This is a genomic window from Acinetobacter sp. B51(2017), assembly GCF_003711395.1.
Taxonomy (GTDB): Bacteria; Pseudomonadota; Gammaproteobacteria; order Pseudomonadales; family Moraxellaceae; genus Acinetobacter.
The window spans coordinates 23,897-47,780 of sequence record NZ_PJRJ01000021.1 but is presented as its reverse complement, the minus strand read 5'-3'; the positions used below and the strand labels follow the sequence as shown (position 1 = coordinate 47,780).

Below are 23,884 nucleotides of genomic sequence, written 5' to 3'. Positions count from 1 at the left end.
CATCGTTCTATTTCAGGTTATTTCGCAGGGATTTATGCATCACTCTGTGCTTATCAAATCTGTCATGAAAATAAGCCTCAATTTATAAAGATGTAAAATCAGGCTTATCCATGATTCGGGTTATTTATTAAAAAAACAGCCAATCAATATCATCAAATTAAATAAATACTTATGCTATTTTATATAAAAAAAAGTACTTCTATTTTAGATTAAAAGTTATACATCAGCCAACCAAAGCGCGATATTTCGTGCATTTTTTAATCTTTTTTTAAATACTGATCAGCTACTTTTTAGCCAAACGATTTAATTTTCAAAATTGGCTTAGTGCTTTTTGTGATGAGAAAATTTGCCAATGATTGAGTGGCACATTCAACCTAAGTTATGAAAACTCTACTATTTTACCGCATTATTCATTTCACCTATGCTGTGATAGCTAGAGCTTTTGACAATTAAAAATCGTCCAAATTTAAGCCATTAGACTTATTTTTTTCTGCACAAGCATAGTTTTTGACTTATTATATCGCGTCGGTGTAAATCGCCTGTTTTGTCATATGCATAATTTTTGACTCAATCAACTATAGAGAAGTCATTTTTATCCATAAGTATAATTGACAAAACTTGCACACCCTCTAATCTTATAGCAATTTTTTGACCGGTCTGATTCTACTATTAATTAAAAATGTTGATGAATCAGACCTAACATTCACCAGGACAGGAGATCAATTGAATGTCTGAAGTAACTGGCAAGAAAGCCGTATTACAGCTTGATGGCAAAGAAATTGAATTACCGATTTACAGCGGCACTTTAGGCCCTGACGTAATCGACGTTAAAGATGTATTGGCTGCAGGTCATTTTACTTTTGATCCTGGTTTTGTCTCTACAGCTGCTTGTGAGTCTAAAATCACGTTCATTGATGGTGGTAAAGGCGTACTTTTACACCGTGGTTACCCAATTGACCAATTGGCAACTAAAGCTGACTACTTAGAAACTTGCTACTTACTTTTAAATGGTGAGCTTCCAACTGCTGAACAAAAAGCTGAATTCGACGCTAAAGTTCGTAACCACACAATGGTTCACGATCAAGTAGGTCGCTTCTTCAACGGTTTCCGTCGTGACGCGCACCCTATGGCGATCATGTGTGGTGTTGTTGGTGCGCTTTCTGCGTTCTATCACAACAGCCTTGATATCGAAAATATCGACCACCGTGAAATCACTGCAATTCGCTTAATTGCAAAAGTACCAACACTTGCTGCTTGGACTTACAAGTACACTGTGGGTCAGCCATTCGTTTACCCACGTAACGACTTAAGCTACGCGGAAAACTTCTTGTACATGATGTTTGCTACTCCTGCAGACCGTGACTACAAAGTTGATCCTATCCTTGCTAAAGCAATGGACCGTATCTTCACACTTCATGCTGACCACGAACAAAATGCGTCTACGTCTACAGTACGTTTAGCTGGTTCTACTGGTGCTAACCCGTATGCATGTATCGCTGCTGGTATCGCTGCACTTTGGGGCCCTGCGCACGGTGGTGCAAACGAAGCGGTTCTTACAATGCTTGACGAAATCGGCTCTGTAGAAAACGTGGCTGGCTTCATGGAAAAAGTGAAGACTAAAGAAGTTAAACTCATGGGCTTCGGTCACCGTGTTTACAAAAACTTCGATCCACGCGCGAAAGTAATGAAAGAGACTTGTGACGAAGTGTTAACTGCACTTGGTATCAACGATCCACAACTTGAGCTTGCGATGGAACTTGAACGTATTGCGTTATCTGACGAATACTTCATCAAACGTAACTTATACCCTAACGTAGATTTCTACTCAGGTATCATCCTTAAAGCGATTGGTATCCCAACAGAAATGTTTACGGTAATCTTCGCTCTTGCACGTACAGTAGGTTGGATCAGCCACTGGTTAGAAATGCACAGCGCACCTTACAAAATCGGTCGTCCTCGTCAGCTTTACACTGGCGAAACTCAACGCGACATCCAAGGTCGTTAATTCTTTAAGAATTAAAGATTCTGAAAAACCGCCCCTTCGGGCGGTTTTTTTTATGCCAACTTTGCGCGTGTTAAAAAAGGAATACAGGCTTCATAAGCAGCACATTCTTGTCCTTTGGCACGTCTTAAAAAATAGTCTTGCACCATTTGCGCTTGTTGTTCAATGCCGTATTTAAAAAATAGTTTGCCTTCTTGCAGTACATAACTGTATTTACGATTAAACAGGGCGCGCAATAATACTTGCATCCCCTGTTGCACTTGCCATACATGGGTTAATTCATGGATTAACCAGCTTTGCTGCGCCAGTGATTGGCTGGAAAAATCTGCACACCAATTGGCAACATTAAAATAAATCTTACCATTGGGACTCACAGCATAATTTTTAAGCACTAGGCGATGTGCGATAATTTCTACGCGCTCTAAATTAAGACTCTCGCCAAATACCGACTGTGCCAACACTTTCTCACCTAAAGTTTAACCTCGACGTTTGAGAATCAACCACTGTCCCAATTTGGCCTGTGTCATATTGCACCTACACATTATTAACTCTGACTAACAATACCTATTATGCAAAGAAAGACGCGCTTTTTTTGTGGGATTGGGCTTTTTTTTACGATTTCATTACGCAGCGTGCAGCAATTCGTATATAGTAGAACCCGCAAATTACTTATTTTAAGACTTTATTTTGCTGTTCAACACTTCTACATAACCTTGGACTTATAGCAATAACAAACTCAAGTTATGTACATATCCTGATAGGTATAGGATTTTATTGGAATGAAAAATTTTAACATTGCCCTTGCACAGTTCTCTCCGCATATTGGCAATATCGAAGCCAATACTCAAAAAATGCTGGAACAAATTCATGCTGCGAAACAACAACAAGCTGATCTCATTGTTTTTCCTGAGTTAGCAATTATTGGTTATTCAGCCGAAGACTTATTATTACGTCCAAGCTTAAGTAAGCGTACCGAGCAAGCTTTTGCTGCCTTAAGCGCAGTTAAAGACATCGTGTTGGTGTTTGGTTTTGTCCATCAAGCAGAAGATGGTCAACGCTATAACTCCGCAGCGGTGATGAAAGATGGTCAAGTGCTTGGCATCTACAACAAACAGAATCTACCTAACTACAGCGTATTTGATGAAAAACGTTATTTTAACGAAGGTCATCAACATTTAGTGTTTGAATATTTAGGTCACAAGTTTGGCGTACTGATTTGTGAAGACGTGTGGGCATTGCCAACCGTACAACAAATCGCTCAGCTCAATGTTGAAACTGTCTTGGTACTCAATGCGTCACCGTATGAAGTGGGTAAACCGCAACATCGCGTGATCACCATGCAAGAGTTAGCCAAGCAATTGCAGCTTAATCTGGTGTATGTCAACCAAGTCGGTGGTCAAGATGACATTATCTTTGACGGTACCAGCTTCGTCATTAATAAAGATGGCTCGGTTGCGCTACAAGCAGCAACTTACCAAGAAAAGCTTTATATCGCTGGATACGATGCCAATCAGCAGCGCTATAACCAAGGTGAAATTGTTGCCCCATTAGACACTATGGCAGAGATCTATCAAGGTCTGGTGATGGCTACGCGTGACTATGTACAACGCTCAGGTTTTCCAGGTGTGATCTTAGGTTTATCAGGTGGGATTGACTCAGCTTTAACCTTAGCCATTGCTGTAGATGCCATTGGTGCAGATAAAGTCCAAGCGGTGATGATGCCTTATACCTATACTGCGCAAATCAGCGTCGAAGATGCCGCAGCACAAGCCAAAACCATGGGTGTTACCTTTGGTATTGCCGAAATCAACCCAATCGTGAATAGCTTTATGCAAACCCTATTCCCATTCTTTGGTGAAGCAAAAGCGGATACCACAGAAGAGAACTTACAAGCGCGTTCACGCGGTACCTTATTAATGGCACTGTCGAATAAGTTTGGTAATTTAGTGCTGTCTACAGGCAATAAATCTGAATTGTCTGTTGGCTACTGTACGCTTTATGGTGACATGGTCGGTGGTTATGCAGTACTCAAAGACGTGTATAAAACCATTGTCTTTGAACTGGCCAAATACCGTAATACACTCAGCGAGACACCTGTGATTCCTGAGCGTGTGATTACTCGTCCACCTTCAGCAGAACTTAGTCCTGATCAAAAAGACCAAGACTCATTACCTCCTTATGAAGTACTTGATGCAATTTTGTATGCTTACATTGAAGAAGATTTAAGCCAAGACGATATTATTGCGAAAGGCTTTGACAAAGATGTGGTCGAAAAAGTGATTCGACTTACTGACCGTAGCGAATATAAGCGTCGTCAAGGCGCGATAGGCCCACGTATTTCATCGCGTGCTTATAGCCGTGAACGTCGTTATCCAATTGTGAATGGTTGGAAGCCTGGTATTTAAGCGCTTGCAGGCCTAAAAAAACCCAAACTTCGGTTTGGGTTTTTTTATATCTGTGTATGCTCAATTGTTTAATTTTTCTAATACACAAAAAAAAGAGACCAAGCTGAGAGCTTGGTCTTTAAAATGGTGGCTATGACGAGACTTGAACTTGTGACCCCCGCATTATGAGTGCGGTGCTCTAACCAACTGAGCTACATAGCCGTAAACTGTGAGCGCATTATGTAAATATTTTACCTCTACGTCAAGCAGTTTTACTTACAAATGTTCACAATTCAAACAAATCGATAGAATTTGTGATGTTTTTGTGCAAAAACTCGTAAAAGGATGCTATTTCATTTAAATCATTGAATAAAAATGGATGCTATTGGGATATGAAATTTTTAATCTTGACGAACGTGTGTTTAATTTTACTAACAGGTTGCCAATTGATCTCACCGATTTTAACCAATTACAATGGCGTCCGTATGGATGTCGCATCTTATATTAATCACGCATGGCGCTTTAGCTTAAAAGAGCGTGAGGTCTTAGTCGCTTATGCCAAGCAGCAGCAAAAAATTAGCAGCTGGCACAATTTGAATAGCGCTAAACAACACAGCTTAGCAGAGCATCGTTTGATAGGACGCTACTGTGCAGAGCAAAAAATCAGTGCTAAAAAACTCGACTTAATCGATCAACAAATTTTTTCAACAATCGAGCTACAGACAAAATTACAGGCGATGTATGCACGACAACAACACATACAGCTCGATTACAGCAGCTTAAATTGTGAAGCTAAATTTTAAATAAAAAAAGACCACATTAGTGAATGTGGTCTTAAAAATGGTGGCTATGACGAGACTTGAACTTGTGACCCCCGCATTATGAGTGCGGTGCTCTAACCAACTGAGCTACATAGCCGTAAACTGTGGGCGTATTATGTACCTGATTAAAATATTCGTCAAGTACTTTTTTCACAATTTTGTAAAAAATTTTTGAAGTGAGCCGATAAGCCGGGTTCTGTCGTGAACGATCATTCCTCTAGGCGCACAATCACTCATGCGCTCAAGCGACCTACCCGAATCCAGCATGGGCCATGCCTAATGGATTCCTATTTGGTCTTGCTTCCGGTGGGGTTTACCTCGCCATGAACTGTTACCAGCCATGCGGTGCGCTCTTACCGCACCCTTTCACCCTTACCTTCGATTCTAATTGCTTAGAAACATATTGAAGGCGGTCTTCTCTCTGCTGCACTTGCCGTCGGTTTACACCGCCCAGGCGTTACCTGGCACCTTGCCCTATGAAGCCCGGACTTTCCTCCCCTGCTTCAATCACGGAGATTTCCACAGCAGCGATCGTCTGGCTCACTTCGAGCGGCATTCTAACAAACTTTGCAATTAATTGCTTGCGCTTTTTTGAGCAGTTAGTCGTTTATATTTATCCATGAGCTCATCATTGCTTTCTACATGATTGGGATCATGCGGAATACAATCCACTGGACAAAATAATTGACACTGCGGTTTATCATGATGTCCAACACATTCGGTACATAGGTCAGGGTGAATCTCATAGATCACCTCACCCATAAAAATCGCCTCATTGGGACATACAGGCTCACACACGTCGCAGTTAATGCATTCATCGGTAATATATAGGGACACGCTACCAACCTTGTTGTAGTTTGCGTTCAAAGGCCTCGACCACCACTGGCGGTACAAATCTGGTCACATCACCTTGTAAACGCGCAATTTCACGCACCAACGTCGAAGAAATAAATGAATATTGCTCCGACGGGGTTAAAAACACTGCTTCAAATTTAGAGTCCAACTGGCGATTCATATTGGCCAATTGAAACTCATATTCAAAATCGGAAACAGCACGTAAACCACGCAGTACCGCAGTTGCCTGTTGCTCACGGAAAAAATTTACCAATAAACCATCAAAACCAACAAATTCTACGTTAGATAAATGACTTAAAGATGCCTGTGCTAAAGCTACACGCTCGTCTAAGGTAAACACTGGGTTTTTATGATGACCAATTGCAATCGCCACCACTACCTCATCAAACATTCTTGCTGCACGAGTCACAAGATCGATATGCCCATTGGTAATCGGATCAAATGTGCCTGGGTAAATCACGCGAGTTTTAGACATCCATTGTACTCTAGTTTATTTTGTTCGAGCCTTATTCTAGCAAAAAGCGGCTTTTTTAGTGAACCAAAAGTTAAGCCACATAATTTTTTTCAAACATTTATGAATTGTCAGCATGGCGCGCTTGGGGCACAATAGTCTTTAAGTTGGGAAGTGTCTTATTATGGCAAAAGTATCGGTAGTGAAAAAAAATAATGGCGGGACCATTGCACAGAATAAACGTGCACGTCACGACTATTTTATTGAAGAAAAATTTGAAGCAGGTTTGTCGCTACAAGGTTGGGAAGTGAAATCTTTACGTGCAGGCCGTATGACCTTGAGCGAAAGCTATGTGACCTTTAAAAATGGCGAAGCTTATCTGTTTGGTGCACAAATTCAGCCACTATTATCTGCATCGACGCATGTAGTGCCTGAAGCGACGCGTACCCGTAAGCTGTTACTTAGTCGTCGTGAATTAGATAAGCTGTTAGGTGCAGTCAATCAAAAAGGTTACTCCTGTGTACCTTTAGCCTGTTATTGGAAAGGCCCTTTAGCTAAGCTAGAAATTGCTTTGGTGAAAGGTAAGCAATTACATGATAAACGTGCCACGGAAAAAGACCGTGATTGGCAACGTGATAAAGCCCGCATTATGCATAAATAATAAAAAACCTCCATTTTGGAGGTTTTTTAGTTTTAAGCGCATTAAAAGCTTAAGTTTTAGAGGCTAAACGCGCTAATGTTAAGGCAATATATTCACCAAACCAAATCGCAGTGTCTAAATCGCCTTGTGGTGGTGTGATTTCTACAGGTGCATTGTCGGATTGAGTCATTAAACCTAAACAGCTCGATAGGCGGTTTAAATCGGTTTCACTTGAACCGGTTGCCATTAAAGGTAAACCACACCACAACATGCCATGCTGCATGGCAAATAAGTTGATTTGCTGTAATACCATCAATTTATCGCCACTTAAGCCACCTGAATTGGTAAAACCTGCCGCGAGTTTGCCCTGCCAACTACGTTTTTGCCAACGTTTTGATGAACCATCCATAAAGGCTTTAAATGCAGCAGGTGCACTGCCCATATAAGTTGGGCAACCAAAGATAATGGCATCGGCTGCATCTAAAGCATCCCAATCTAAATGCTCAATTGACATACTAACGACATGAATACCCGTTTCTGCAGCCCCTTTAGCAATATAGCTCGCCACTTTAGCGGTATGTCCATAGGGACTGTGATAGACAATTGCGAGTGATTTATTAGATAAAGACATAGCCATCAATGCAGATTATTTTGCTCAAGTTTAACAGTTTTTAGCCATAAACACGAATGTTGCCATACGGCCAGTTTTGGCTTCACGGCGATAAGAAAAATACTCATCCGCCTGACGATAGGTACATTGATCACCGCCATAAACCTGAGTTACACCATGCTTGGCTAAAATATAGCGCGCAATGGCATATAAGTCCGCATAGAACTTATCTGCTTGTTTGCCAGGCATAAACGCTGTTTCCAAAGCGGGATATTTATCGCAAAATGCCGCTTTTACTTCCGCACCAATTTCAAAATTGGCTTGGCTAATTGCAGCCCCGAGCCATGCCCAAGTCGGTTTAGTGTGCATAGCAGCAATGGTGTTTTCTACAATTCCATGGGCTAAACCTTTCCAGCCGGCATGTAAATTCGCCACTTCTGTACCCGCAGCATTACCTAACACTACGGGTAGGCAATCGGCCGTCATCATCATCAAAGCATGGCCTTGGGTGTTGGTGACTAAAGCATCGCCCTCTTGTGCCACTAATGTGGCTTCATCTTCAACACGATGACACAAAGTACTATGGGTTTGATTCATCCACGTAATTTTGGTCACGCCAAAAGGATGCAGTTGATTCAGCAATTGCATACGGTGCTGTTGCACACGCTTGGCATCATCACCGACATGAAGGGCTAAGTTAAAGCCACTTAGGCTTGGATTATCTGTAGGTATAACCGCTGCATGCGCAATGCGCGTTTGTGCTACATAAACGCCCTGAGGCAAACCCGATACAAATTGCATGTTTTTAATCCTTGCGACAAAAATGGCTATCCGAAGATAGCCAACTTTTTATTAATATGCTTTATTTTCGCTACGCAACACTTCAACCAAAGCATTGAAGTCTTCTGGCCACGGCGCTTCAAACATCATTTCTTCACCGCTACGTGGGTGAATTAGACCCAATTTCGCTGCGTGTAGTGCTTGACGTCTAAAACCACGTAAAGTCGCATTGAGTAATTCAGATGCACCGGCAGGGACACGTACACGCGGCATATAGACTTGATCACCGACTAAACCAAAACCGATGTAGCTAAAGTGCACACGGATTTGATGGGTACGACCTGTTTCTAAGCGCGCTTGTACACGGGTAAAGTGTTGGAAGCGTTCTTTCACGTTATAGTGCGTGACTGCATCTTTACCGCCCGGTAATACGGTCATTTTGACACGATCTACAGGATGGCGTTTAATTGGCTCATCTACCGTACCGCCTGCAATCATGTTGCCATACACAATCAAATCATAAACACGGTACACTGACTTTTTGGCAAGCTGTTTACTTAACGCAAATTGCGCTTCTAAGTTTTTCGCCACGACCAACAAACCAGAGGTATCTTTATCAATACGATGCACTAAACCGGCACGGGTGAGTTCGGCAGATTTTGGATAGTGATGCAATAAGGCATTGACTAACGTACCTGAACTATTACCAGCACCCGGGTGTACCACCATACCCACTGGTTTATTCACGACTAAAATATCATCATCTTCATAGACGATATCGAGTGGAATATCTTCTGGTAGGCTACGTGTTTGCGCTTCAAGCTCAACATCTAAGCTTAAAACTTCATTGCCTTCACATTTGTATTTTGGTTTAACTACTTGGCCATTGACCAATAAATGGCCTTCTTTGAGCCATTGTTTCAGTTTTTCGCGGGAGAAATCGTTCCAAACTAAAGCGGCTACTTGATCAATACGCTGACCCAAATAGCTCTCATCTAGTTGAACTTGCAACGTTAAACGTGTTGCAGTTGTTTCTGAAGTATGGTTATCTGCATCCTCTGAATCTTCAAGCAAATTGAAATCAGTTTCAGGGATATTAGAATCGGAAGATTGTACTTGGGTCATTTGCTCATTCAGACAAAAGTGATTTAATAGTGCAATTGTAGCTTATTGCCCGTATTAACAGAGGAATTTTTATGTCGCTGCCACGTTATAAAATTACAATGCTTGCGCTTACGCTTGGCGCTGCATCTGCAATCGTGGGTTGTAGCAGTAATCCAAAAAAACAAGTGGTCGATACTGGGCCACAATCGAGTGAACAAGTTTATATTCAAAAAGCTGAAAAAGCACTTGAACGCGGTCAATATGTCGAAGCTGCAAAAAATTTAGAAGCGATTGATACATACTTCCCGACGGGCGATTATGCCACTCAGGCGCAGCTTGAGTTGATGTATGTCAAGTTCCAGCAAAAAGACTATGAAGGCGTTGTGGCACTTTCAGAGCGTTTTATTCGCAGTAACCCTGAGCATCCACAAGCAGAATATGCGTACTATGTGCGTGGCGTGGCCAACATGGAACAAAATTATCACACCATGTTGCGTTATACCTCACTTAAACAAGCGCATCGTGATGTCAGCTATTTAAAAGTGGCCTATCAGAACTTTGTTGATTTTATTCGTCGCTATCCATCGAGCACGTATGCAGTCGATGCAGCGCAGCGCATGCAGTTTATTGGGCAAGAGCTAGCAGAAGCGGAAATGAATGCGGCACGTTTTAACTTAAAACGTAAAGCATGGGTTGCAGCATTAGAGCGCGGTCAATGGGTGGTTGAGCACTATCCAAAAACCCCGCAAATTCCTGAAGCGCTGGCGACCATTGCTTATAGCTATGGCAAATTAGGTGATCAAGCTTCGGCACAGCAATATATTGAGGTGTTAAAGCTGAATTACCCACATTTGGTTAAGGCCAATGGTGAGGTGAATTTACGTGCGGCACGTTCTGAAGAAAGCTTCTTAAATCGTGCCACATTGGGGATTTTTGGTCGTGAAGCCAAAACCAATTTAGACCAAGATACAGCAACGCAAGAGGCGCCAAAACGTAGCTTAAGCAATCGTTTAAGCTTTGGTTTACTTGATCGCCCAAGCCAAGACTAATCTTAAGGTTCGCATTTTTGTCTAGGGCAAGTTATCATACTTGCCCTTTTCGTCTGAATCGACATTGATTGGACGCACAAATTGGTTTAGTTTTTAAACGCATCTTTTTTCTTGTTTGGTTAAATGGCACTGACACACGATGGCAATTCCTCAGCATATTATTGATCAAGTCGTGGATCGCACTGACATTGTCGATTTAATTAGTCAACGGGTAAAACTGAAAAAAACTGGCCGTACTTATTCGGGCTGTTGTCCATTCCACCAAGAAAAAAGCCCATCTTTTCACGTTTATCGTGACAAACAGTATTTCCACTGCTTTGGCTGTCAGGCCAACGGCAATGCCATTCGCTTTTTAATGGACATCGACAATCGTAATTTTGTTGATGTGATGAAAGATTTAGCCTCACAAGCCGGTATTGAGCTGCCTAAAGACGATATCGACAATAAAAAACGCATTGCCTATAAACGTGAAATTAAAGCACCAGCACCGATTGCCAAGGCAGCTACGCCAGCGGCAAATGTGGCGGCAGCAGCGTCTGAAGAAGCCAGTTATTTTGACTATCCACCCTCAGATGATGAGATTGATTATTCAGCGCAATTTGCGGACTTTGACCCCTTTAGTGCCCAAGCACAAGTAGAACAAGAAGGCGACTTATACACCCTACTTGAAAATATTGCCCAGTTTTATCAAGCCCAATTACCGCATAGTCAAACTGCGCAAAACTACTTTAAACAACGTGGATTAAGCCAAGAGACCATCGCCTATTGGCGTTTGGGGTATGCCCCTGAAGATTGGCAACATCTTGAAAAAGCCTTTCCCCAAGATGTTGAAGGCTTACGTTTACTCGGTTTAATTCGTACCAGTGACAAAGGTCGTGATTTTGATTTACTGCGTGATCGGGTAATTTTCCCCATTCGCGATGCCAAAGGTCGGGTGGTAGGTTTTGGTGGCCGTGCCTTAAATGACGAGATCAAGCCGAAATATATCAACTCGCCAGATTCTGAAGTGTTCCATAAAAACCAATTGCTTTACGGCTTATATGAAGGTCGTAAGCAAAAAGCCCATGATTGGCTGATGGTGGAAGGCTATATGGATGTCATTGCGCTACAGCAATATGGCATCTATGGCGCTGTGGCGACCTTAGGTACGGCAAGTAATACTGAACACCTGAATATTTTATTTAAGCAAAACTCGTGTATTACCATTGCCTTTGATGGTGATGCTGCTGGACAAAAAGCCGCACGGCGCACCCTTGAAATTGCTTTACCGCTGCTCAATGATGGGCGTGAACTTAAGTTCTTTGTGTTGCCTAATAACCATGACCCTGACTCGCTCATTCGTCGTGAAGGGATTGAGAATTTTCAGCGCTTACTGAAACAAGCGCCCCTATTATCTGATTTTGTCTTTGCGCATCTGACGCAAAATCATGACGTTAATACGCCGGAAGGTAAAAGTCAGGTGATGGCAGAATTACGTCAACTGACAGACCTTTTGCCAAAACATGGCTCATTCCGTTATTTGCTCAGTCAATCCTTTAAAGAAAAGCTTGGTTTTGGGCGTAAATGGACACCTAAGCTCAATAATGATGCTTCCTTGTCATTTAATATTCATACCCGTGATGAAGACTTTGCCGTTGCAATATTAATGCATCATCCGTTTTTATATATTCATTTTGAAACCTTACGTGCCTTCATGCAGCAAGATGAATTATTATCACGAATTTTAGATCGCTTAGATGCCATTTTTGATCAGCTGCCCGATGATCAAGAACTCGCAACCTATTATGTGTTAGGTGCGTGTAGCAGCTATGCCCATGAAATTGCCGATATTATGCAACGCACCAATATTGAAGCTTTAACCGAAGCACCCGAGATGGCCGATAAATTAGCGGCAGAATATGCATTATCACTGCAAGAAAAGTATTTAAAGCAAAAATTGAAATCACCAAAATCTTTGGTGGAATCAAGCAATTTACGTCAGCAACTGAATGAACTGACCAAAAAAATCAGCTTAAGATTAGTGTCTTAAGCTGATCATGTTAACGCTTGGGCTTACGTAGATGCTGTATGCTGTCATCCAAGCTGTCGCGAATAAAACTAAAATGCGCAGGATCATCCGCTTTGGCTGCATCACGCAATAAAATTGAGGTGGGATGCAGTAATTTTTGCGCCAAACGATGCGAGAAATCCTGCATCACCGTGGCAGCATCTTCACCTTTGGCAATCCGCGCTAAAGCCAAATCTAATTCTTGCTGACGCAAACTTTCGCCATGTTCACGATAAGCATGAATACTACTGCCGGCTTCTTTGACTTTTTGCTGGGTCATTAACTCTGTTGCCAGCTGATTGACCATCACTTCCGCTTCAACTGCCGCTTGACGACGCTGCGCTAAGTTTTCATCAATCACTGTTTGTAGGTCATCAACACCATACAAATATACGCCATCTAAGCTTTCTACTTTCGGGTCAATATCACGCGGTACGGCTAAATCCACCAATAACAGCGGTTGATAACGACGCTTCTTTAAAGCAGCTTTGACTTCAGCAAACTGAATCACTTGATGCAAACTGCCAGTACAGCTTGAAATCACATCAGCACGATGTAAATGTTCGGCTAAATCTGCAAAATCAATAATTTCAACTTCAACGCGATGTGCAATTTCTTGGGCAAGGGTTTCAGCACGGCTGCGAGTACGGTTACAAATGATGATTTTACCCACGCCCATTTCAGCCAAATGCTTCGCGACTAGGCTATTCATTTCACCAGCAGCCACCACCATCACGGTGAGTTTTTCAGGGTGACTAAACACCTGTAATGCAAGCTGCGCCACAGCATAGCCCATCGACACGGCATGACTACCCACCGCAGTTTCTGAGCGTACCCGTTTGGCTGCGTAAAACGCATATTCAAAAATACGGTTTAAATTTTTAGATACAGTCGCGCAGTCTTTGGCTAAAGATAGCGCAGTTTTAACCTGACCTAAAATCTGTGGCTCACCCAACATTAAGGAATCAAGACCGCTCGCGACACGCATTAAATGCGTTACCGCTTGCGCATTTTCATGGCGATAAACGTGGTTTTGTAGCTGTTTGACCTCTAAACCATTCACTTGTGCCAACCAATTGAGTACCACGTCTGCATTTTCAGACATGGCATACACTTCGGTACGGTTACAGGTCGACACCACCACCAGATCGTTTAAATGCGGGTCGTGACTTTGCCCTGCCAAGAGCTGGCTTAACTTTTCAGGGTTAAACGCAATTTGCTCACGCAGTTCTACAGAGGCGGTTTGATGGTTGACACCCAATGCAAAGAAAGACATATCAGATCATCATTTCGCTAAATTTATGCTATTGTGCAACATCGGTGTCATAAAAAGCATTACTTGGATTAAGAAAAATTGCGTCAAATAAATGGCCAAAACAGCACTTCGACAATAAAGCAATATTCTAGCACATTGTTACTCATGGGTAGCATGCTATGCAGCACCCATCTTTTGGCGACTACTACAGCTACAGCCTATAATGCCAACAATTACAATGCAATCCAACAAACAATGCTCGCTGAATTTGCTTTGGCCTATGCTGACACTGCCACCGCCCTACATAACTATACCGTTTTAGCCATTAAGAGCAATTCCACCACCGTTAAGCAACGCGCACTCAATGTGGCACTCGAACAACATGATTTCAAGGCCGCGCTGGATATTGCCACGCATTGGGTGGTACAAGAGCCAAGCGATGTACCCGCTTTATTTTATCTGGCGCATATTGCCTTACAAGCGCATGAGTATGAACTTGCCGCAGAAAGCATTGATAAAATTTTAAGCCATGACCCAAGTGCCGACCTTGAGAAAATTTTGGCGGGTATTGCCCCAGAATCTAAAGAAGATCAAACGGTATTGGTCGATGCCCTGCAAAACAGCCAAGCCAAAGACAATCCATCGATTTTAGTGATTATTGCCGCTTTAGAAGCGCAAACTGGACAATTTGAGCAAGCGCTTGCCACCATTAACCGTGCTTTAAAAAAACGTCCCAATGCCAGCAATTTCATCTTAATGAAAGCTAATTTACTCAGCGCCTTAGGCGATGAGGAGCAAACCCGCAAGTGGTATAGTAAAGCGTCACGCCAACACAAGTCCAATTTAGAAATACGTTTAGCAGAAGTGAAATATCTGATTAAGGTCAACGATTCAATGTTAGCCTTAGAAAAATTAGAAAAAATCCTACAAAAATGGCCCAAAGCCGAAGAAGCCTTGTTTATTGCTGGCTTAACCAGTATTGACTTAAAACAATATGAACGTGCCGAACGCTATTTGGTGGAGCTGCGTAACTCCAGTCAATATCAAAACGATGCCTATTACTATTTGGCTTTAAATGCCGAACGTAAAGGTCATTATGAAACGGCTAAAGCCTATTATCGTTTGGTTGATGGCAGCCTATATGCTGTATCACGACAAAATTTAATTAATATTTACACTGAGCAACAACGCCTGAACGATGCACTGCGTTTTTTAACTCAAGAAAGAGTCAATTACCCGCAACATGCGAGTTTTTTATATCAAGCACAGGCGGAAATTCTTAAAAAAATGGGCAATAAGCGCGCGGCAATTGGTTTACTTGAAGAAGCCATTCAACATTTAAGCGACGACCCTGAGCTGATTTATGCCGAAGTTTTGCTGTTAGATCCTTTTGTACAACGCGACCGTTTAGATCAATTACTTACCCTATTGCTGGATTTAGAGCCTAATCATCCTGCTTATTTAAATGCTTATGCCTATACCCTAGCACTGCAAAATCGTCGTTTAGATGAAGCGCGTGACTATGCAGAGCGAGCCTTAGAAATGGCACCTGACCAAGCCTCAATTATGGATACCTTGGGCTTTGTGGCTTATTTACAAAATGATTTTAGCACAGCAGCCAAAGTGCTCGAACAGGCTTATCTACTCAATGACAGCGTCAGTATTGGAGTACGTTATGCCCGTGCCCTCTATATGCAAGGCGATTTAGGGCGTTTTGCTCAAATTTTAAAACAATTACAACAAAAGCATCCTAACGATCCGCAGTTAGCGCCTTTAAATTCATTATTAATCCCCCCACCCATGCCAAAGAGTTCTTAATTTATGTTACAGCTCCCACATTTTGCTTTAATAAGCAGTTTAGCTGCCAGTTTAGCGCTCACAGCTTGTCAGCCTTTTAGCCAACCTCAACTTAAGCCCACCCCACAATTACAAGATAGCCAAAATTTTAGTTTGCAAGGCAAAATTGGCGTACGCACCCCACAGCAATCAGGCAGTGCTTTTTATACGTGGGTACAGCAACATAATCAGTTTGAGATTGAACTCAGCGGTATTTTAGGTATCGGTAAAACCCAAATTAGTGGACAAAAACACGGTCCAGTCAGCTTAAATAGCAACCAAACAGGTTTAATTAGCGCATCAAGTCCAGAAGAATTACTCAAACGTGCTACAGGTTGGGATGCGCCTATCACTTATTTAATGGATTGGATTCAGGCTAAACCCGCCACGCAAAACGCACAAATTAGTAGAGATGATCAGCAACGAATTCGCCAAATTAGTGAAGTGGGCTGGGTTGTCGATTTAAGTTATAACCAAAGTCAGCTACCAAATCGGTTAATTTTAAAGCAAGCGCTTGAAAATGGTCAGGAAAACCGTATTACTATGCTGATTCAAGATCGTTAAGTGAAAGTTATGTTACGTGTTCCTTCTCCTGCCAAACTGAATTTGTTTTTACATATTACTGGTCGTCGTGCTGATGGCTATCACGAACTGCAAACCATTTTTCAGCTGATTGATTTATATGATTGGCTCACTTTCGAGCAAACAGAACATTTAGACATTCGCATTGAGGGTTTAAACAATGTTGATCTTGAGCAAAACTTAATTTTTAAAGCCACGCAAATCCTCAAGCCCTTTGCAAAAACGCCAACTGGTTTAAAAATCAGCATCGAAAAACATATTCCGATGGGTGCAGGCTTGGGGGGTGGCTCATCCAATGCCGCCACAACGCTGATCGTGCTCAATCAATTATGGCAATGTGGATTAACAATTGAACAATTAGCAGAGCTTGGACTCAAACTGGGTGCCGATGTGCCTGTCTTTGTGCATGGTAAAAATGCATGGGCCGAAGGGATTGGAGAACGCTTAACTTGGGTAAATTTAGCTCAAAAACAGTACATTGTGCTCAAACCTGATTGTTTTATCAGCACCCAATTACTTTTTTCACAAAAAACGTTGACAAGAAACGAAAAGGCCTTTAAATTCTGCGCCTATCAGCAAACGCTATCTGATTTTAAGAATAACTTTGAGCCTCTGGCACGAAGCTTATACAAAGAAGTCGATGAAGCGATGCAATACTTAGATCAGTTCGGTGTTGCAAAACTTACAGGTACAGGTGCTTGTGTTTTTGTTGAAGCGACTTTAGACATGCCAATTGATGACATTCTAGCGAACGCACCATGTAAAGCTTACTTGGTGAATAGCTTAAACGAATCGCCATTGATTGATTTTAAAGTAGATTAGGGGTATCGCCAAGTGGTAAGGCACCGGGTTTTGATCTCGGCATCCGTTGGTTCGAATCCAGCTACCCCTGCCATTTTCACCTGTAACATAGATGTACTGTATTAGGGGTATCGCCAAGTGGTAAGGCACCGGGTTTTGATCTCGGCATCCGTTGGTTCGAATCCAGCTACCCCTGCCATCTTACAGTCATCAAATTAGGGGTATCGCCAAGTGGTAAGGCACCGGGTTTTGATCTCGGCATCCGTTGGTTCGAATCCAGCTACCCCTGCCATTTTCTCGAAAAAGACAGAACAGTCTTTATTGCTTAACAGTTAAAACTGCTTGACATTAAGCAATAAAAATATTAAAGTTCTGCCGCATTAGGGGTATCGCCAAGTGGTAAGGCACCGGGTTTTGATCTCGGCATCCGTTGGTTCGAATCCAGCTACCCCTGCCATCTATTCCCATATATTCTAACCGCCAAGGGTGCTTCATGCCCAATCTTGTCGTTTTTAGTGGAACTGCGCATCCACAATTCGCTCAAAAAGTCGTAAGCCATTTACACATTCCTCTAGGTGCTGCATCTGTTTCTACCTTCTCTGATGGTGAAATTGCTGTAGAAATCACTGAGAACGTGCGTGGTAAAGACGTATTTATCGTACAACCTACTTGTGCCCCAACCAACAATAACCTCATGGAAATTTTGGTTATGGCGGACGCGCTTCGCCGTGCAAGTGCTGGTCGTATTACTGCCGTTATCCCTTACTTCGGTTATGCTCGTCAAGACCGTCGTCCTCGTTCAAGCCGTGTGCCAATTACTGCTAAAGTTGTTGCAGATATGCTAACAACTGTAGGGATTGACCGTGTGGTGATGATCGACTTACACGCTGACCAAATCCAAGGTTTCTTCGATATCCCTGTAGACAACATCTACGGTACGCCAGCACTCCTTGCTGATCTTCGTCAACAGTCACATGACAACTTAATGGTTGTTTCTCCTGACGTTGGTGGTGTCGTACGTGCCCGCGCTGTTGCAAAACAAATGGGTGATATTGATCTTGCGATCATCGATAAACGTCGTCAAAAAGCGAATGAATCACAAGTGATGCATTTGATTGGTGATGTTAAAGATCGTGATTGTGTGATTGTCGATGATATGGTGGATACAGCAGGTACCTTATGTAAAGCTGCTGATGCACTGAAAAACTTTGGTGCTCGCCGTGTTGTTGCTTATGCAACGCATCCAGTTTTATCTGGTAAAGCAATCGAAAACTTGAAAAATTCAGTGATCGATGAATTGGTTGTTACAGACACGATTCCGCTTTCAGAAGAAGCTTTAGCGCTTGGTAAGATTCGCCAAGTTTCAGTAGCAAGCATGGTTGCTGAAACAATTCGTCGTATTAACAACGAAGAATCTATTAGCGCAATGTTCGATTCTTATTTATAATCGTCCATTCGAATTTCAAAGCCCTGCCTTTTGGCGGGGCTTTCTATCAACTAGACTGGTCGCAAGTCTAGTCCATTAACTTAAATAGGATGTCTATCATGGCAAACTTCGTATTAAATGCAGTAGCACGTGAAGAAGCAGTTCAAGGGAAAGGTGCGAGCCGCCGCCTTCGTCTTCAAAACCAAGTTCCTGCAATCATCTACGGTGGCGAAGCTGCTCCTGTAGCTGTTACTTTAGAACTTCGTGAGCTTGTTAAAGCTTTAGAAAGCAACGAATTCTTCGCTGAAGTTGTTGAAATCAACATCGACGGTAAAACTGAAAGCGTTAAAATCCAAGCGCTTCAACGTCACCCAGCGAAAAACACACCTATGCACGCTGACTTCAAACGCGCATAAGTGTTTATTGGTGTAATTAGTGGCTAATCTTTCGCTAATTGTTGGTTTGGGCAATCCCGGTCGGGAATACGCCCAAACCCGCCATAATGCAGGCTTCTGGTTTGTGGAACGCCTTGCAGAACGTTATGGTATCAATTTAAAAAACGACCCCAAATTTAACGGCATTAGCGGCCGTGGTACGATCGAAGGTCAAGACGTTCGATTGCTATTGCCGACGACTTTTATGAACCTATCTGGTAAAAGTGTCGTGCCTTACGCTAAATTCTATAATATTGCGCCTGAAAGTATGCTCATCGCCCATGATGAACTGGATATGAACCCCGGTATTATTCGCCTGAAAACAGGTGGTGGTCATGGCGGTCATAACGGTTTACGCGATATCGTGCCGCATACAGGTCCAAATTTCCATCGTCTACGTATTGGGATCGGTCATCCTGGTGCCAAAGATAAAGTGTCTGGTCATGTCTTGGGTAAAGCCCCAAGCAGTGAACAAAACTTAATGGACGATGCGATTCATCATGCCCTCGCGCAAATCAAATTATTGGTGAATGGCGATATTCAGCCAGCCATGAATCAAATTAACGCTTATAAGCCTTAAATTTATCCTGTTGCGCATTGTGTATTTTACAAGCACAATGCGGTGCGCTGGTGCGCATCAAAATTAATGGATGAATTGGGAGCTGATATGCTGTCTCGTTTACTCAAATGCAAAATTCACCGTGCAGTGGTGACTCATGCAGAACTACATTACGAAGGCTCATGTGCGATTGACGGCACGTTAATGGATTTGGCCGGCATTCGTGAATACGAAGAAATTCACGTCTGGAATGTTACCAATGGCAAACGCTTCACCACCTATGCGATTCGTGGTGAAAATGATTCAGGTATGATTTCTGTCAATGGCGGCGCTGCGCATCAAGCAGATGTGGGTGACTTAGTGATTATTGCCACTTTTGGTGACTTTAACGAAGTCGAAGCGGCTCTACATCAACCACGTTTGGTTTATGCTAACCCAGACAATACTGTGAATCACACCGCAAATTGTATTCCGGTACAAGTGGCTTAAATTTTTTAAGCACTAAAAAAAGCTCGCAATTGGCGAGCTTTTTTTGTGGGCAACGGGTTTAAATCTTTTCAATTTCGATTTTGCCTTGCAACAAATGATAACGAATGCCCTTAGCACGTACAAAAGCCAGATCATAAGAGGCATTGGCCAGTGCCAAAACGCGGCGCTCAAACTCATCCCACAACGGACGTACCTGCTTATAATGAATACCTAAACCGCTATCATCGGTAAAATGGCGGTTTTTCTCACACAGCTTTAGCGCATGATATAACTTACGTCCACGGCTCGCATTAGGGCGTAAACGCACCCGTTTCGACTGTATAAAGCCCTCAACGTGCACTAAATTTGCATGCGGCAACATCGGCACTAAAATCTGGTCTAATTGCGCATCTAAGCGATTCCAAACAGCAGCATGCTGCTCAGCACTATATTGATTCCAATGAATCACTTCATGGCTAAAACGTCGGCATCCGCGACAAACTAAATCACCAAATACCGTAGAACAACGTCCTGCACACGGGGTTAAAGAGGCAATTCGACGCTCATTGCTCAAAATAAAAACTCCACATTTTGCCTTAAGATTTAGCGCGCCTAGCATAGCCTGAGCGAGCAACTTTAAAAAGGCATATTTTTTGTATGGAAATTTTGAATCTAGGCCAAATTTCAGTTAAAATGCGCGCTTTAGAATTTACTAGCTACATTTGGAGTCTCCATGAACGCTACTGTAGAACAGCTTGCACCTGTAGAACAGCAAGCGACCGTTAATTGGGTTGTTGCAGCACTTTACCAATTTAAAGAAGTTCAAGATCCGGCTGATCTGCAACAACGTCTTTTAGACTTGGTAAAAACCATCAATCTTTGCGGTACTCTGATTGTAGCTAGCGAAGGCATCAACGGTACAGTTGCCGGTGATCGCGCAGCCATTGACACGATTCATCAATTCCTTTTAAACGAAGGTTTTAACGAAATGGAATACAAAGAGTCTGACAGCTCTGAAAAACCATTCCGTAAAATGAAAATTAAATTGAAAAAAGAAATCGTGACCTTGGGTGTGCCGGTTAAGCCGCGTGACTTGGTCGGTCATTATCTTGATCCAAAAGAATGGAACGAATTAATTGCCCGTGACGACGTTATTTTGGTCGATACACGTAACGATTATGAATATAAAGCGGGTACCTTTAAAGGCGCGATTGATCCAAAAACTGAATCATTCCGTGAATTCCCAGAATATGTAAAAAACAACCTTGAACAGCACAAAGACAAGAAAATTGCCATGTTCTGTACAGGTGGTATTCGCTGTGAAAAATCAACTTCATTGCTGTTACAAGAAGGCTTCACTGAGGTTTATCACCTTAAAGGCGGTATTTTAAAATACTTAGAAGAAACCCCACCTGAAGAAAGTATGTGGGAAGGCGAATGCTTCGTATTTGACGGTCGTACCGCAGTTACACACGGTGTCGAAGAAGGTCAAAATACCAAGTGTCACGCGTGTGGTTGGCCGTTACTGCCTGAAGAAGTGGCATTACCAAGCTATGAACACGGTGTTTCTTGCGTGTATTGCATCGACAAAACCTCTGAGAAGCAAAAAGAAGGTTTCCGTATGCGTCAATCACAAATTGCCGCAGCAAAACGTAAACGCCTCTAAGTGGTATTTAAAAAAAGCCCGCATCTTGCGGGCTTTTTTATTTACTTAATCAGGCTTTATCTCAGCGCAAAAGCTGCCTAATATAGATCGACTGTCTATTTCTCTCTATATTTTATGAATTTGACTGCTTGGATTATTGGCATTATGGAACGCTTGGGCTATTTGGGCATTGCCCTTTTGATGTTCCTAGACAATGTCTTCCCCCCCATTCCTTCTGAAATTATTATGCCTTCTGCGGGTTACTCAGCATCACAAGGTAGCCTGACACTGATTGGGGTAATTTTGGCAGGTAGCTTAGGTTCTATGCTGGCAGCAGCACTTTTATATTGGATCGGCTATCAATTTAGTCATGCTGCAATTTTCCGTTTTGTTGATCGTTATGGTAAATATTTATTTATTAAATCTGATGATGTTAAAAAATCATTAGCATGGTTTGAACAATACGGTCATCGCATTGTATTTTTTGGACGTATGGTGCCCGCGGTACGCTCTTTAATTAGTGTTCCTGCGGGTATGAGTCGCATGCCATTTTGGAAATTCATGCTATTTAGCAGCTTAGGTACGATTATTTGGACGACTTTTTTAGCCTGTGTCGGATTTTACTTTGGCGAAAACCAAGCACTGATGCAGCAAATTTTTAATCAAGTCGGTTATGTCATCCTCGGCATTGTGCTACTGATTATTGCAGTGATTTTTTATCGTCGTTGGCAACGTAAACATAAAACTTGAGCCAAAAAACCAACACAATATACCTGCTGTAACCAGTTGCTACCTTTCTACCTTCATCTATTGCTACAAATTGCTTTAGTGTAAAGCATACAAAATAACCAAGGTAGGTAACCCTCATGACAGACCAACACCGTCCAGATGTGAATGAAATCAACCAAAATTTAAGCCCAGAACAACGCCAGAAATTGGCCGCTGATGCCATCCAAGCGCAGTCGCTAAACACAGATATACCTACAGGAGATGGTATTGTAGAAACCCATCCTCTGCATGCTAATGTCGATCAAGGCATTGAAAATAATTTAAATGATCAACAAAGCCAGCATTTAAATGCCGACCCGCTCAGTGGTGAACCTGGAGCTCATCCCATTGGTACAGGCGTGGGTGCAGCAGGTGGTGCTGCTGCTGGGGCGGCTATCGGTGCAGTCGGTGGTCCTGTAGGCGCAGTGGTTGGCGGTGTGGTCGGTGCAGTGGTCGGTGGACTGGCGGGCAAAGGTGCCGCTGAAGCCATCAATCCGACCGAAGAAGACCATTATTGGCGCGAGCAAAGCGTAAATATGCCTTATTACCAACAGACCTTAAATCAATATCCAGATATAAGCTACCAACGTGATTATCAACAGGCCTATCGTTTAGGTTATGAAGAAAGGCGCTTGCACCCTGCGGATACTTCATTTAGTCAAGTAGAAGCGCAGCTAGAGCACAAATGGCAACAAGTTAAAGGCGAATCACGTTTAACTTGGCAACAAGCCAAACACGCCAGCCAAGATGCTTGGCAACGGCTTAAATAGGCAATAAAAAAAGCACCCTGAGGTGCTTTTTTTAGGCTCAAACTTAGTTTGGTGTGTGATACATCAAATAAATTTCATTTAAGTTATCTGGAATTTCTTCCGCTAACTCATCCATCAACTGGCCATTACGGCGGAATGATTCCATTTGTGGATCTTCTTCATCAATGCCACTGAACACCATAATCGGTAAAGTTAAGTCAACCAATTGTTCTTCAAACTCATCGGTAAACCATGCTTCTTCATTTAAGAACATTGCGTCAACAAAGCCAACGCTCCAGTCACCTAAACTTGATTCAGTATCTGCTTCTTCAATTTCAAAAGGAAACTCAATGCCTTCTTCATTGGCCAAGCTTTGGCGAATTGACTCTAACCATGCCTTAACCTGTGCGATGATTTCTGCTGGAACCTTTTTCTGATTGCCTTCAAACAGCTCATCTAACCATTTGTCAAACTGAGGGCCAACTGCAATGGCACATAAAAAACCATGTGTTGCAGCAAAATCTAGACCGTATTCATTTTGGTCACCATCTAGATATTCACTTAACTGGTCTAAATCAAAAGCACTCATCTAATATCCAAACTTAGAAATATCGAAAG

The 23,884-nt window shown here is 42.5% G+C and carries 25 protein-coding genes, 6 tRNA genes, 1 other RNA gene and 1 pseudogene; 21 read left to right on the top strand and 12 right to left on the bottom strand.

The window, feature by feature from the left end:
* Window positions 1-96 (top strand): annotated as a pseudogene (locus CYK47_RS15895) (IS982 family transposase); the annotation flags it as partial.
* A gap of 631 nt (window positions 97-727) precedes the next feature.
* On the top strand, window positions 728-2,005 hold the full coding sequence (gene gltA, locus CYK47_RS10850) for a citrate synthase (RefSeq protein WP_122901643.1): 1,278 nt from the start codon (window positions 728-730) through the stop codon (window positions 2,003-2,005).
* A 50-nt stretch (window positions 2,006-2,055) separates the two neighbouring features.
* On the opposite strand, the gene CYK47_RS10845 is transcribed toward gltA, so the two are convergent.
* Window positions 2,056-2,463 (bottom strand): type IV secretion protein Rhs, encoded by a 408-nt coding sequence (locus CYK47_RS10845; protein ID WP_252150274.1) that lies wholly within the window; start codon window positions 2,461-2,463, stop codon window positions 2,056-2,058.
* A 318-nt stretch (window positions 2,464-2,781) separates the two neighbouring features.
* Between CYK47_RS10845 and CYK47_RS10840 the strand changes: the two genes are divergently transcribed.
* Window positions 2,782-4,407, top strand: a complete 1,626-nt coding sequence (locus CYK47_RS10840) for an NAD+ synthase (RefSeq protein ID WP_122901641.1) — start codon at window positions 2,782-2,784, stop codon at window positions 4,405-4,407.
* 124 nt (window positions 4,408-4,531) lie between these two features.
* On the opposite strand, the gene CYK47_RS10835 is transcribed toward CYK47_RS10840, so the two are convergent.
* Window positions 4,532-4,608, bottom strand: a tRNA-Met gene (locus CYK47_RS10835).
* A 170-nt stretch (window positions 4,609-4,778) separates the two neighbouring features.
* On the opposite strand from CYK47_RS10835, the gene CYK47_RS10830 reads away from it, so the two are divergent.
* A complete protein-coding gene (locus CYK47_RS10830) occupies window positions 4,779-5,189 on the top strand; it encodes a hypothetical protein (RefSeq protein ID WP_122901639.1) in 411 nt (136 codons plus the stop codon).
* Window positions 5,190-5,227: 38 nt separating this feature from the next.
* Here CYK47_RS10830 and CYK47_RS10825 read toward each other — a convergent pair.
* The 4 genes from CYK47_RS10825 to coaD form a co-directional block, all read right to left on the bottom strand.
* Window positions 5,228-5,304, bottom strand: a tRNA-Met gene (locus CYK47_RS10825).
* A 72-nt stretch (window positions 5,305-5,376) separates the two neighbouring features.
* An RNA gene (gene rnpB / locus CYK47_RS10820) (RNase P RNA component class A) lies at window positions 5,377-5,754 on the bottom strand.
* Window positions 5,755-5,780: 26 nt separating this feature from the next.
* Complete coding sequence (locus CYK47_RS10815) at window positions 5,781-6,044, bottom strand: YfhL family 4Fe-4S dicluster ferredoxin (RefSeq protein ID WP_122901637.1); 264 nt, start codon at window positions 6,042-6,044, stop codon at window positions 5,781-5,783.
* A 1-nt stretch (window position 6,045) separates the two neighbouring features.
* Entirely contained in the window at window positions 6,046-6,537 is a 492-nt protein-coding gene (gene coaD, locus CYK47_RS10810; protein WP_122901635.1) for a pantetheine-phosphate adenylyltransferase, read from the bottom strand.
* Window positions 6,538-6,697: 160 nt separating this feature from the next.
* On the opposite strand from coaD, the gene smpB reads away from it, so the two are divergent.
* Window positions 6,698-7,174, top strand: coding sequence for an SsrA-binding protein SmpB (gene smpB / locus CYK47_RS10805; RefSeq protein WP_122901633.1), 477 nt, complete (start codon window positions 6,698-6,700; stop codon window positions 7,172-7,174).
* Between the two features lie 49 nt (window positions 7,175-7,223).
* Here the strand turns inward: smpB and CYK47_RS10800 are convergent, their stop codons facing one another.
* Genes CYK47_RS10800 through rluD form a run of 3 tightly spaced genes read right to left on the bottom strand, consistent with a single transcriptional unit; the run spans window position 7,224 to window position 9,668 of the window.
* Complete coding sequence (locus tag CYK47_RS10800) at window positions 7,224-7,784, bottom strand: flavodoxin family protein (protein WP_122901655.1); 561 nt, start codon at window positions 7,782-7,784, stop codon at window positions 7,224-7,226.
* Between the two features lie 30 nt (window positions 7,785-7,814).
* Window positions 7,815-8,564, bottom strand: a complete 750-nt coding sequence (gene pgeF / locus CYK47_RS10795; protein WP_122901631.1) for a peptidoglycan editing factor PgeF — start codon at window positions 8,562-8,564, stop codon at window positions 7,815-7,817.
* A 51-nt stretch (window positions 8,565-8,615) separates the two neighbouring features.
* Entirely contained in the window at window positions 8,616-9,668 is a 1,053-nt protein-coding gene (gene rluD, locus CYK47_RS10790) for a 23S rRNA pseudouridine(1911/1915/1917) synthase RluD (protein ID WP_122901629.1), read from the bottom strand.
* A gap of 71 nt (window positions 9,669-9,739) precedes the next feature.
* Between rluD and CYK47_RS10785 the strand changes: the two genes are divergently transcribed.
* Window positions 9,740-10,696, top strand: coding sequence for an outer membrane protein assembly factor BamD (locus CYK47_RS10785; RefSeq protein WP_122901627.1), 957 nt, complete (start codon window positions 9,740-9,742; stop codon window positions 10,694-10,696).
* Between the two features lie 139 nt (window positions 10,697-10,835).
* Complete coding sequence (locus tag CYK47_RS10780; RefSeq protein WP_122901624.1) at window positions 10,836-12,725, top strand: DNA primase; 1,890 nt, start codon at window positions 10,836-10,838, stop codon at window positions 12,723-12,725.
* 10 nt (window positions 12,726-12,735) lie between these two features.
* On the opposite strand, the gene hemA is transcribed toward CYK47_RS10780, so the two are convergent.
* Window positions 12,736-14,019: a glutamyl-tRNA reductase gene (gene hemA / locus CYK47_RS10775; protein ID WP_122901622.1), complete on the bottom strand. Its 1,284-nt coding sequence runs from the start codon at window positions 14,017-14,019 to the stop codon at window positions 12,736-12,738.
* 78 nt (window positions 14,020-14,097) lie between these two features.
* Between hemA and CYK47_RS10770 the strand changes: the two genes are divergently transcribed.
* From CYK47_RS10770 to panD, 11 genes are all read left to right on the top strand, one after another.
* Complete coding sequence (locus CYK47_RS10770) at window positions 14,098-15,816, top strand: tetratricopeptide repeat protein (protein WP_164709188.1); 1,719 nt, start codon at window positions 14,098-14,100, stop codon at window positions 15,814-15,816.
* A gap of 3 nt (window positions 15,817-15,819) precedes the next feature.
* Complete coding sequence (gene lolB / locus CYK47_RS10765; RefSeq protein ID WP_122901618.1) at window positions 15,820-16,398, top strand: lipoprotein insertase outer membrane protein LolB; 579 nt, start codon at window positions 15,820-15,822, stop codon at window positions 16,396-16,398.
* Window positions 16,399-16,407: 9 nt separating this feature from the next.
* Window positions 16,408-17,238, top strand: coding sequence for a 4-(cytidine 5'-diphospho)-2-C-methyl-D-erythritol kinase (gene ispE / locus CYK47_RS10760; protein ID WP_122901653.1), 831 nt, complete (start codon window positions 16,408-16,410; stop codon window positions 17,236-17,238).
* Window positions 17,237-17,311: transfer RNA gene (locus CYK47_RS10755), tRNA-Gln, on the top strand. The genes ispE and CYK47_RS10755 overlap by 2 nt, the downstream gene beginning before the upstream one ends.
* Before the next feature lie 30 nt (window positions 17,312-17,341).
* Window positions 17,342-17,416, top strand: a tRNA-Gln gene (locus CYK47_RS10750).
* A gap of 18 nt (window positions 17,417-17,434) precedes the next feature.
* Window positions 17,435-17,509: transfer RNA gene (locus CYK47_RS10745), tRNA-Gln, on the top strand.
* Window positions 17,510-17,599: 90 nt separating this feature from the next.
* Window positions 17,600-17,674 (top strand) — tRNA-Gln (locus CYK47_RS10740).
* A 36-nt stretch (window positions 17,675-17,710) separates the two neighbouring features.
* Window positions 17,711-18,664 carry a ribose-phosphate pyrophosphokinase gene (locus CYK47_RS10735; RefSeq protein WP_122901617.1) on the top strand — a complete coding sequence of 318 codons (954 nt, stop codon included), beginning with the start codon at window positions 17,711-17,713 and terminating at the stop codon, window positions 18,662-18,664.
* Window positions 18,665-18,762: 98 nt separating this feature from the next.
* Complete coding sequence (rplY, locus tag CYK47_RS10730; RefSeq protein WP_122901615.1) at window positions 18,763-19,059, top strand: 50S ribosomal protein L25; 297 nt, start codon at window positions 18,763-18,765, stop codon at window positions 19,057-19,059.
* A gap of 19 nt (window positions 19,060-19,078) precedes the next feature.
* Window positions 19,079-19,657, top strand: a complete 579-nt coding sequence (gene pth / locus CYK47_RS10725) for an aminoacyl-tRNA hydrolase (protein ID WP_122901613.1) — start codon at window positions 19,079-19,081, stop codon at window positions 19,655-19,657.
* An 87-nt stretch (window positions 19,658-19,744) separates the two neighbouring features.
* Window positions 19,745-20,125 (top strand): aspartate 1-decarboxylase, encoded by a 381-nt coding sequence (gene panD, locus CYK47_RS10720; RefSeq protein ID WP_122901651.1) that lies wholly within the window; start codon window positions 19,745-19,747, stop codon window positions 20,123-20,125.
* Window positions 20,126-20,183: 58 nt separating this feature from the next.
* Here panD and CYK47_RS10715 read toward each other — a convergent pair whose 3' ends face one another.
* Complete coding sequence (locus CYK47_RS10715; protein ID WP_122901611.1) at window positions 20,184-20,678, bottom strand: DUF1289 domain-containing protein; 495 nt, start codon at window positions 20,676-20,678, stop codon at window positions 20,184-20,186.
* A gap of 159 nt (window positions 20,679-20,837) precedes the next feature.
* Between CYK47_RS10715 and trhO the strand changes: the two genes are divergently transcribed.
* From trhO to CYK47_RS10700, 3 genes are all read left to right on the top strand, one after another.
* Window positions 20,838-21,770 (top strand): oxygen-dependent tRNA uridine(34) hydroxylase TrhO, encoded by a 933-nt coding sequence (trhO, locus tag CYK47_RS10710; RefSeq protein ID WP_122901609.1) that lies wholly within the window; start codon window positions 20,838-20,840, stop codon window positions 21,768-21,770.
* Between the two features lie 114 nt (window positions 21,771-21,884).
* Window positions 21,885-22,499, top strand: a complete 615-nt coding sequence (locus CYK47_RS10705; RefSeq protein ID WP_122901607.1) for a DedA family protein — start codon at window positions 21,885-21,887, stop codon at window positions 22,497-22,499.
* Between the two features lie 263 nt (window positions 22,500-22,762).
* A complete protein-coding gene (locus CYK47_RS10700; RefSeq protein WP_122901649.1) occupies window positions 22,763-23,287 on the top strand; it encodes a hypothetical protein in 525 nt (174 codons plus the stop codon).
* Window positions 23,288-23,330: 43 nt separating this feature from the next.
* Here CYK47_RS10700 and CYK47_RS10695 read toward each other — a convergent pair whose 3' ends face one another.
* Entirely contained in the window at window positions 23,331-23,855 is a 525-nt protein-coding gene (locus tag CYK47_RS10695) for a YecA/YgfB family protein (protein ID WP_122901605.1), read from the bottom strand.
* Window positions 23,856-23,884 lie beyond the last annotated feature (29 nt).

Coding starts and splice junctions, on each gene's coding strand:
- gltA (WP_122901643.1), top strand. CDS start 728: ATGTCTGAAGTAACTGGCAAGAAAGCCGTATTACAGCTTGATGGCAAA.
- CYK47_RS10840 (WP_122901641.1), top strand. CDS start 2,782: ATGAAAAATTTTAACATTGCCCTTGCACAGTTCTCTCCGCATATTGGC.
- CYK47_RS10830 (WP_122901639.1), top strand. CDS start 4,779: ATGAAATTTTTAATCTTGACGAACGTGTGTTTAATTTTACTAACAGGT.
- coaD (WP_122901635.1), bottom strand. CDS start 6,537: ATGTCTAAAACTCGCGTGATTTACCCAGGCACATTTGATCCGATTACC.
- smpB (WP_122901633.1), top strand. CDS start 6,698: ATGGCAAAAGTATCGGTAGTGAAAAAAAATAATGGCGGGACCATTGCA.
- CYK47_RS10800 (WP_122901655.1), bottom strand. CDS start 7,784: ATGTCTTTATCTAATAAATCACTCGCAATTGTCTATCACAGTCCCTAT.
- pgeF (WP_122901631.1), bottom strand. CDS start 8,564: ATGCAATTTGTATCGGGTTTGCCTCAGGGCGTTTATGTAGCACAAACG.
- rluD (WP_122901629.1), bottom strand. CDS start 9,668: ATGACCCAAGTACAATCTTCCGATTCTAATATCCCTGAAACTGATTTC.
- CYK47_RS10785 (WP_122901627.1), top strand. CDS start 9,740: ATGTCGCTGCCACGTTATAAAATTACAATGCTTGCGCTTACGCTTGGC.
- CYK47_RS10780 (WP_122901624.1), top strand. CDS start 10,836: ATGGCAATTCCTCAGCATATTATTGATCAAGTCGTGGATCGCACTGAC.
- hemA (WP_122901622.1), bottom strand. CDS start 14,019: ATGTCTTTCTTTGCATTGGGTGTCAACCATCAAACCGCCTCTGTAGAA.
- lolB (WP_122901618.1), top strand. CDS start 15,820: ATGTTACAGCTCCCACATTTTGCTTTAATAAGCAGTTTAGCTGCCAGT.
- ispE (WP_122901653.1), top strand. CDS start 16,408: ATGTTACGTGTTCCTTCTCCTGCCAAACTGAATTTGTTTTTACATATT.
- CYK47_RS10735 (WP_122901617.1), top strand. CDS start 17,711: ATGCCCAATCTTGTCGTTTTTAGTGGAACTGCGCATCCACAATTCGCT.
- rplY (WP_122901615.1), top strand. CDS start 18,763: ATGGCAAACTTCGTATTAAATGCAGTAGCACGTGAAGAAGCAGTTCAA.
- panD (WP_122901651.1), top strand. CDS start 19,745: ATGCTGTCTCGTTTACTCAAATGCAAAATTCACCGTGCAGTGGTGACT.
- trhO (WP_122901609.1), top strand. CDS start 20,838: ATGAACGCTACTGTAGAACAGCTTGCACCTGTAGAACAGCAAGCGACC.
- CYK47_RS10705 (WP_122901607.1), top strand. CDS start 21,885: ATGAATTTGACTGCTTGGATTATTGGCATTATGGAACGCTTGGGCTAT.
- CYK47_RS10695 (WP_122901605.1), bottom strand. CDS start 23,855: ATGAGTGCTTTTGATTTAGACCAGTTAAGTGAATATCTAGATGGTGAC.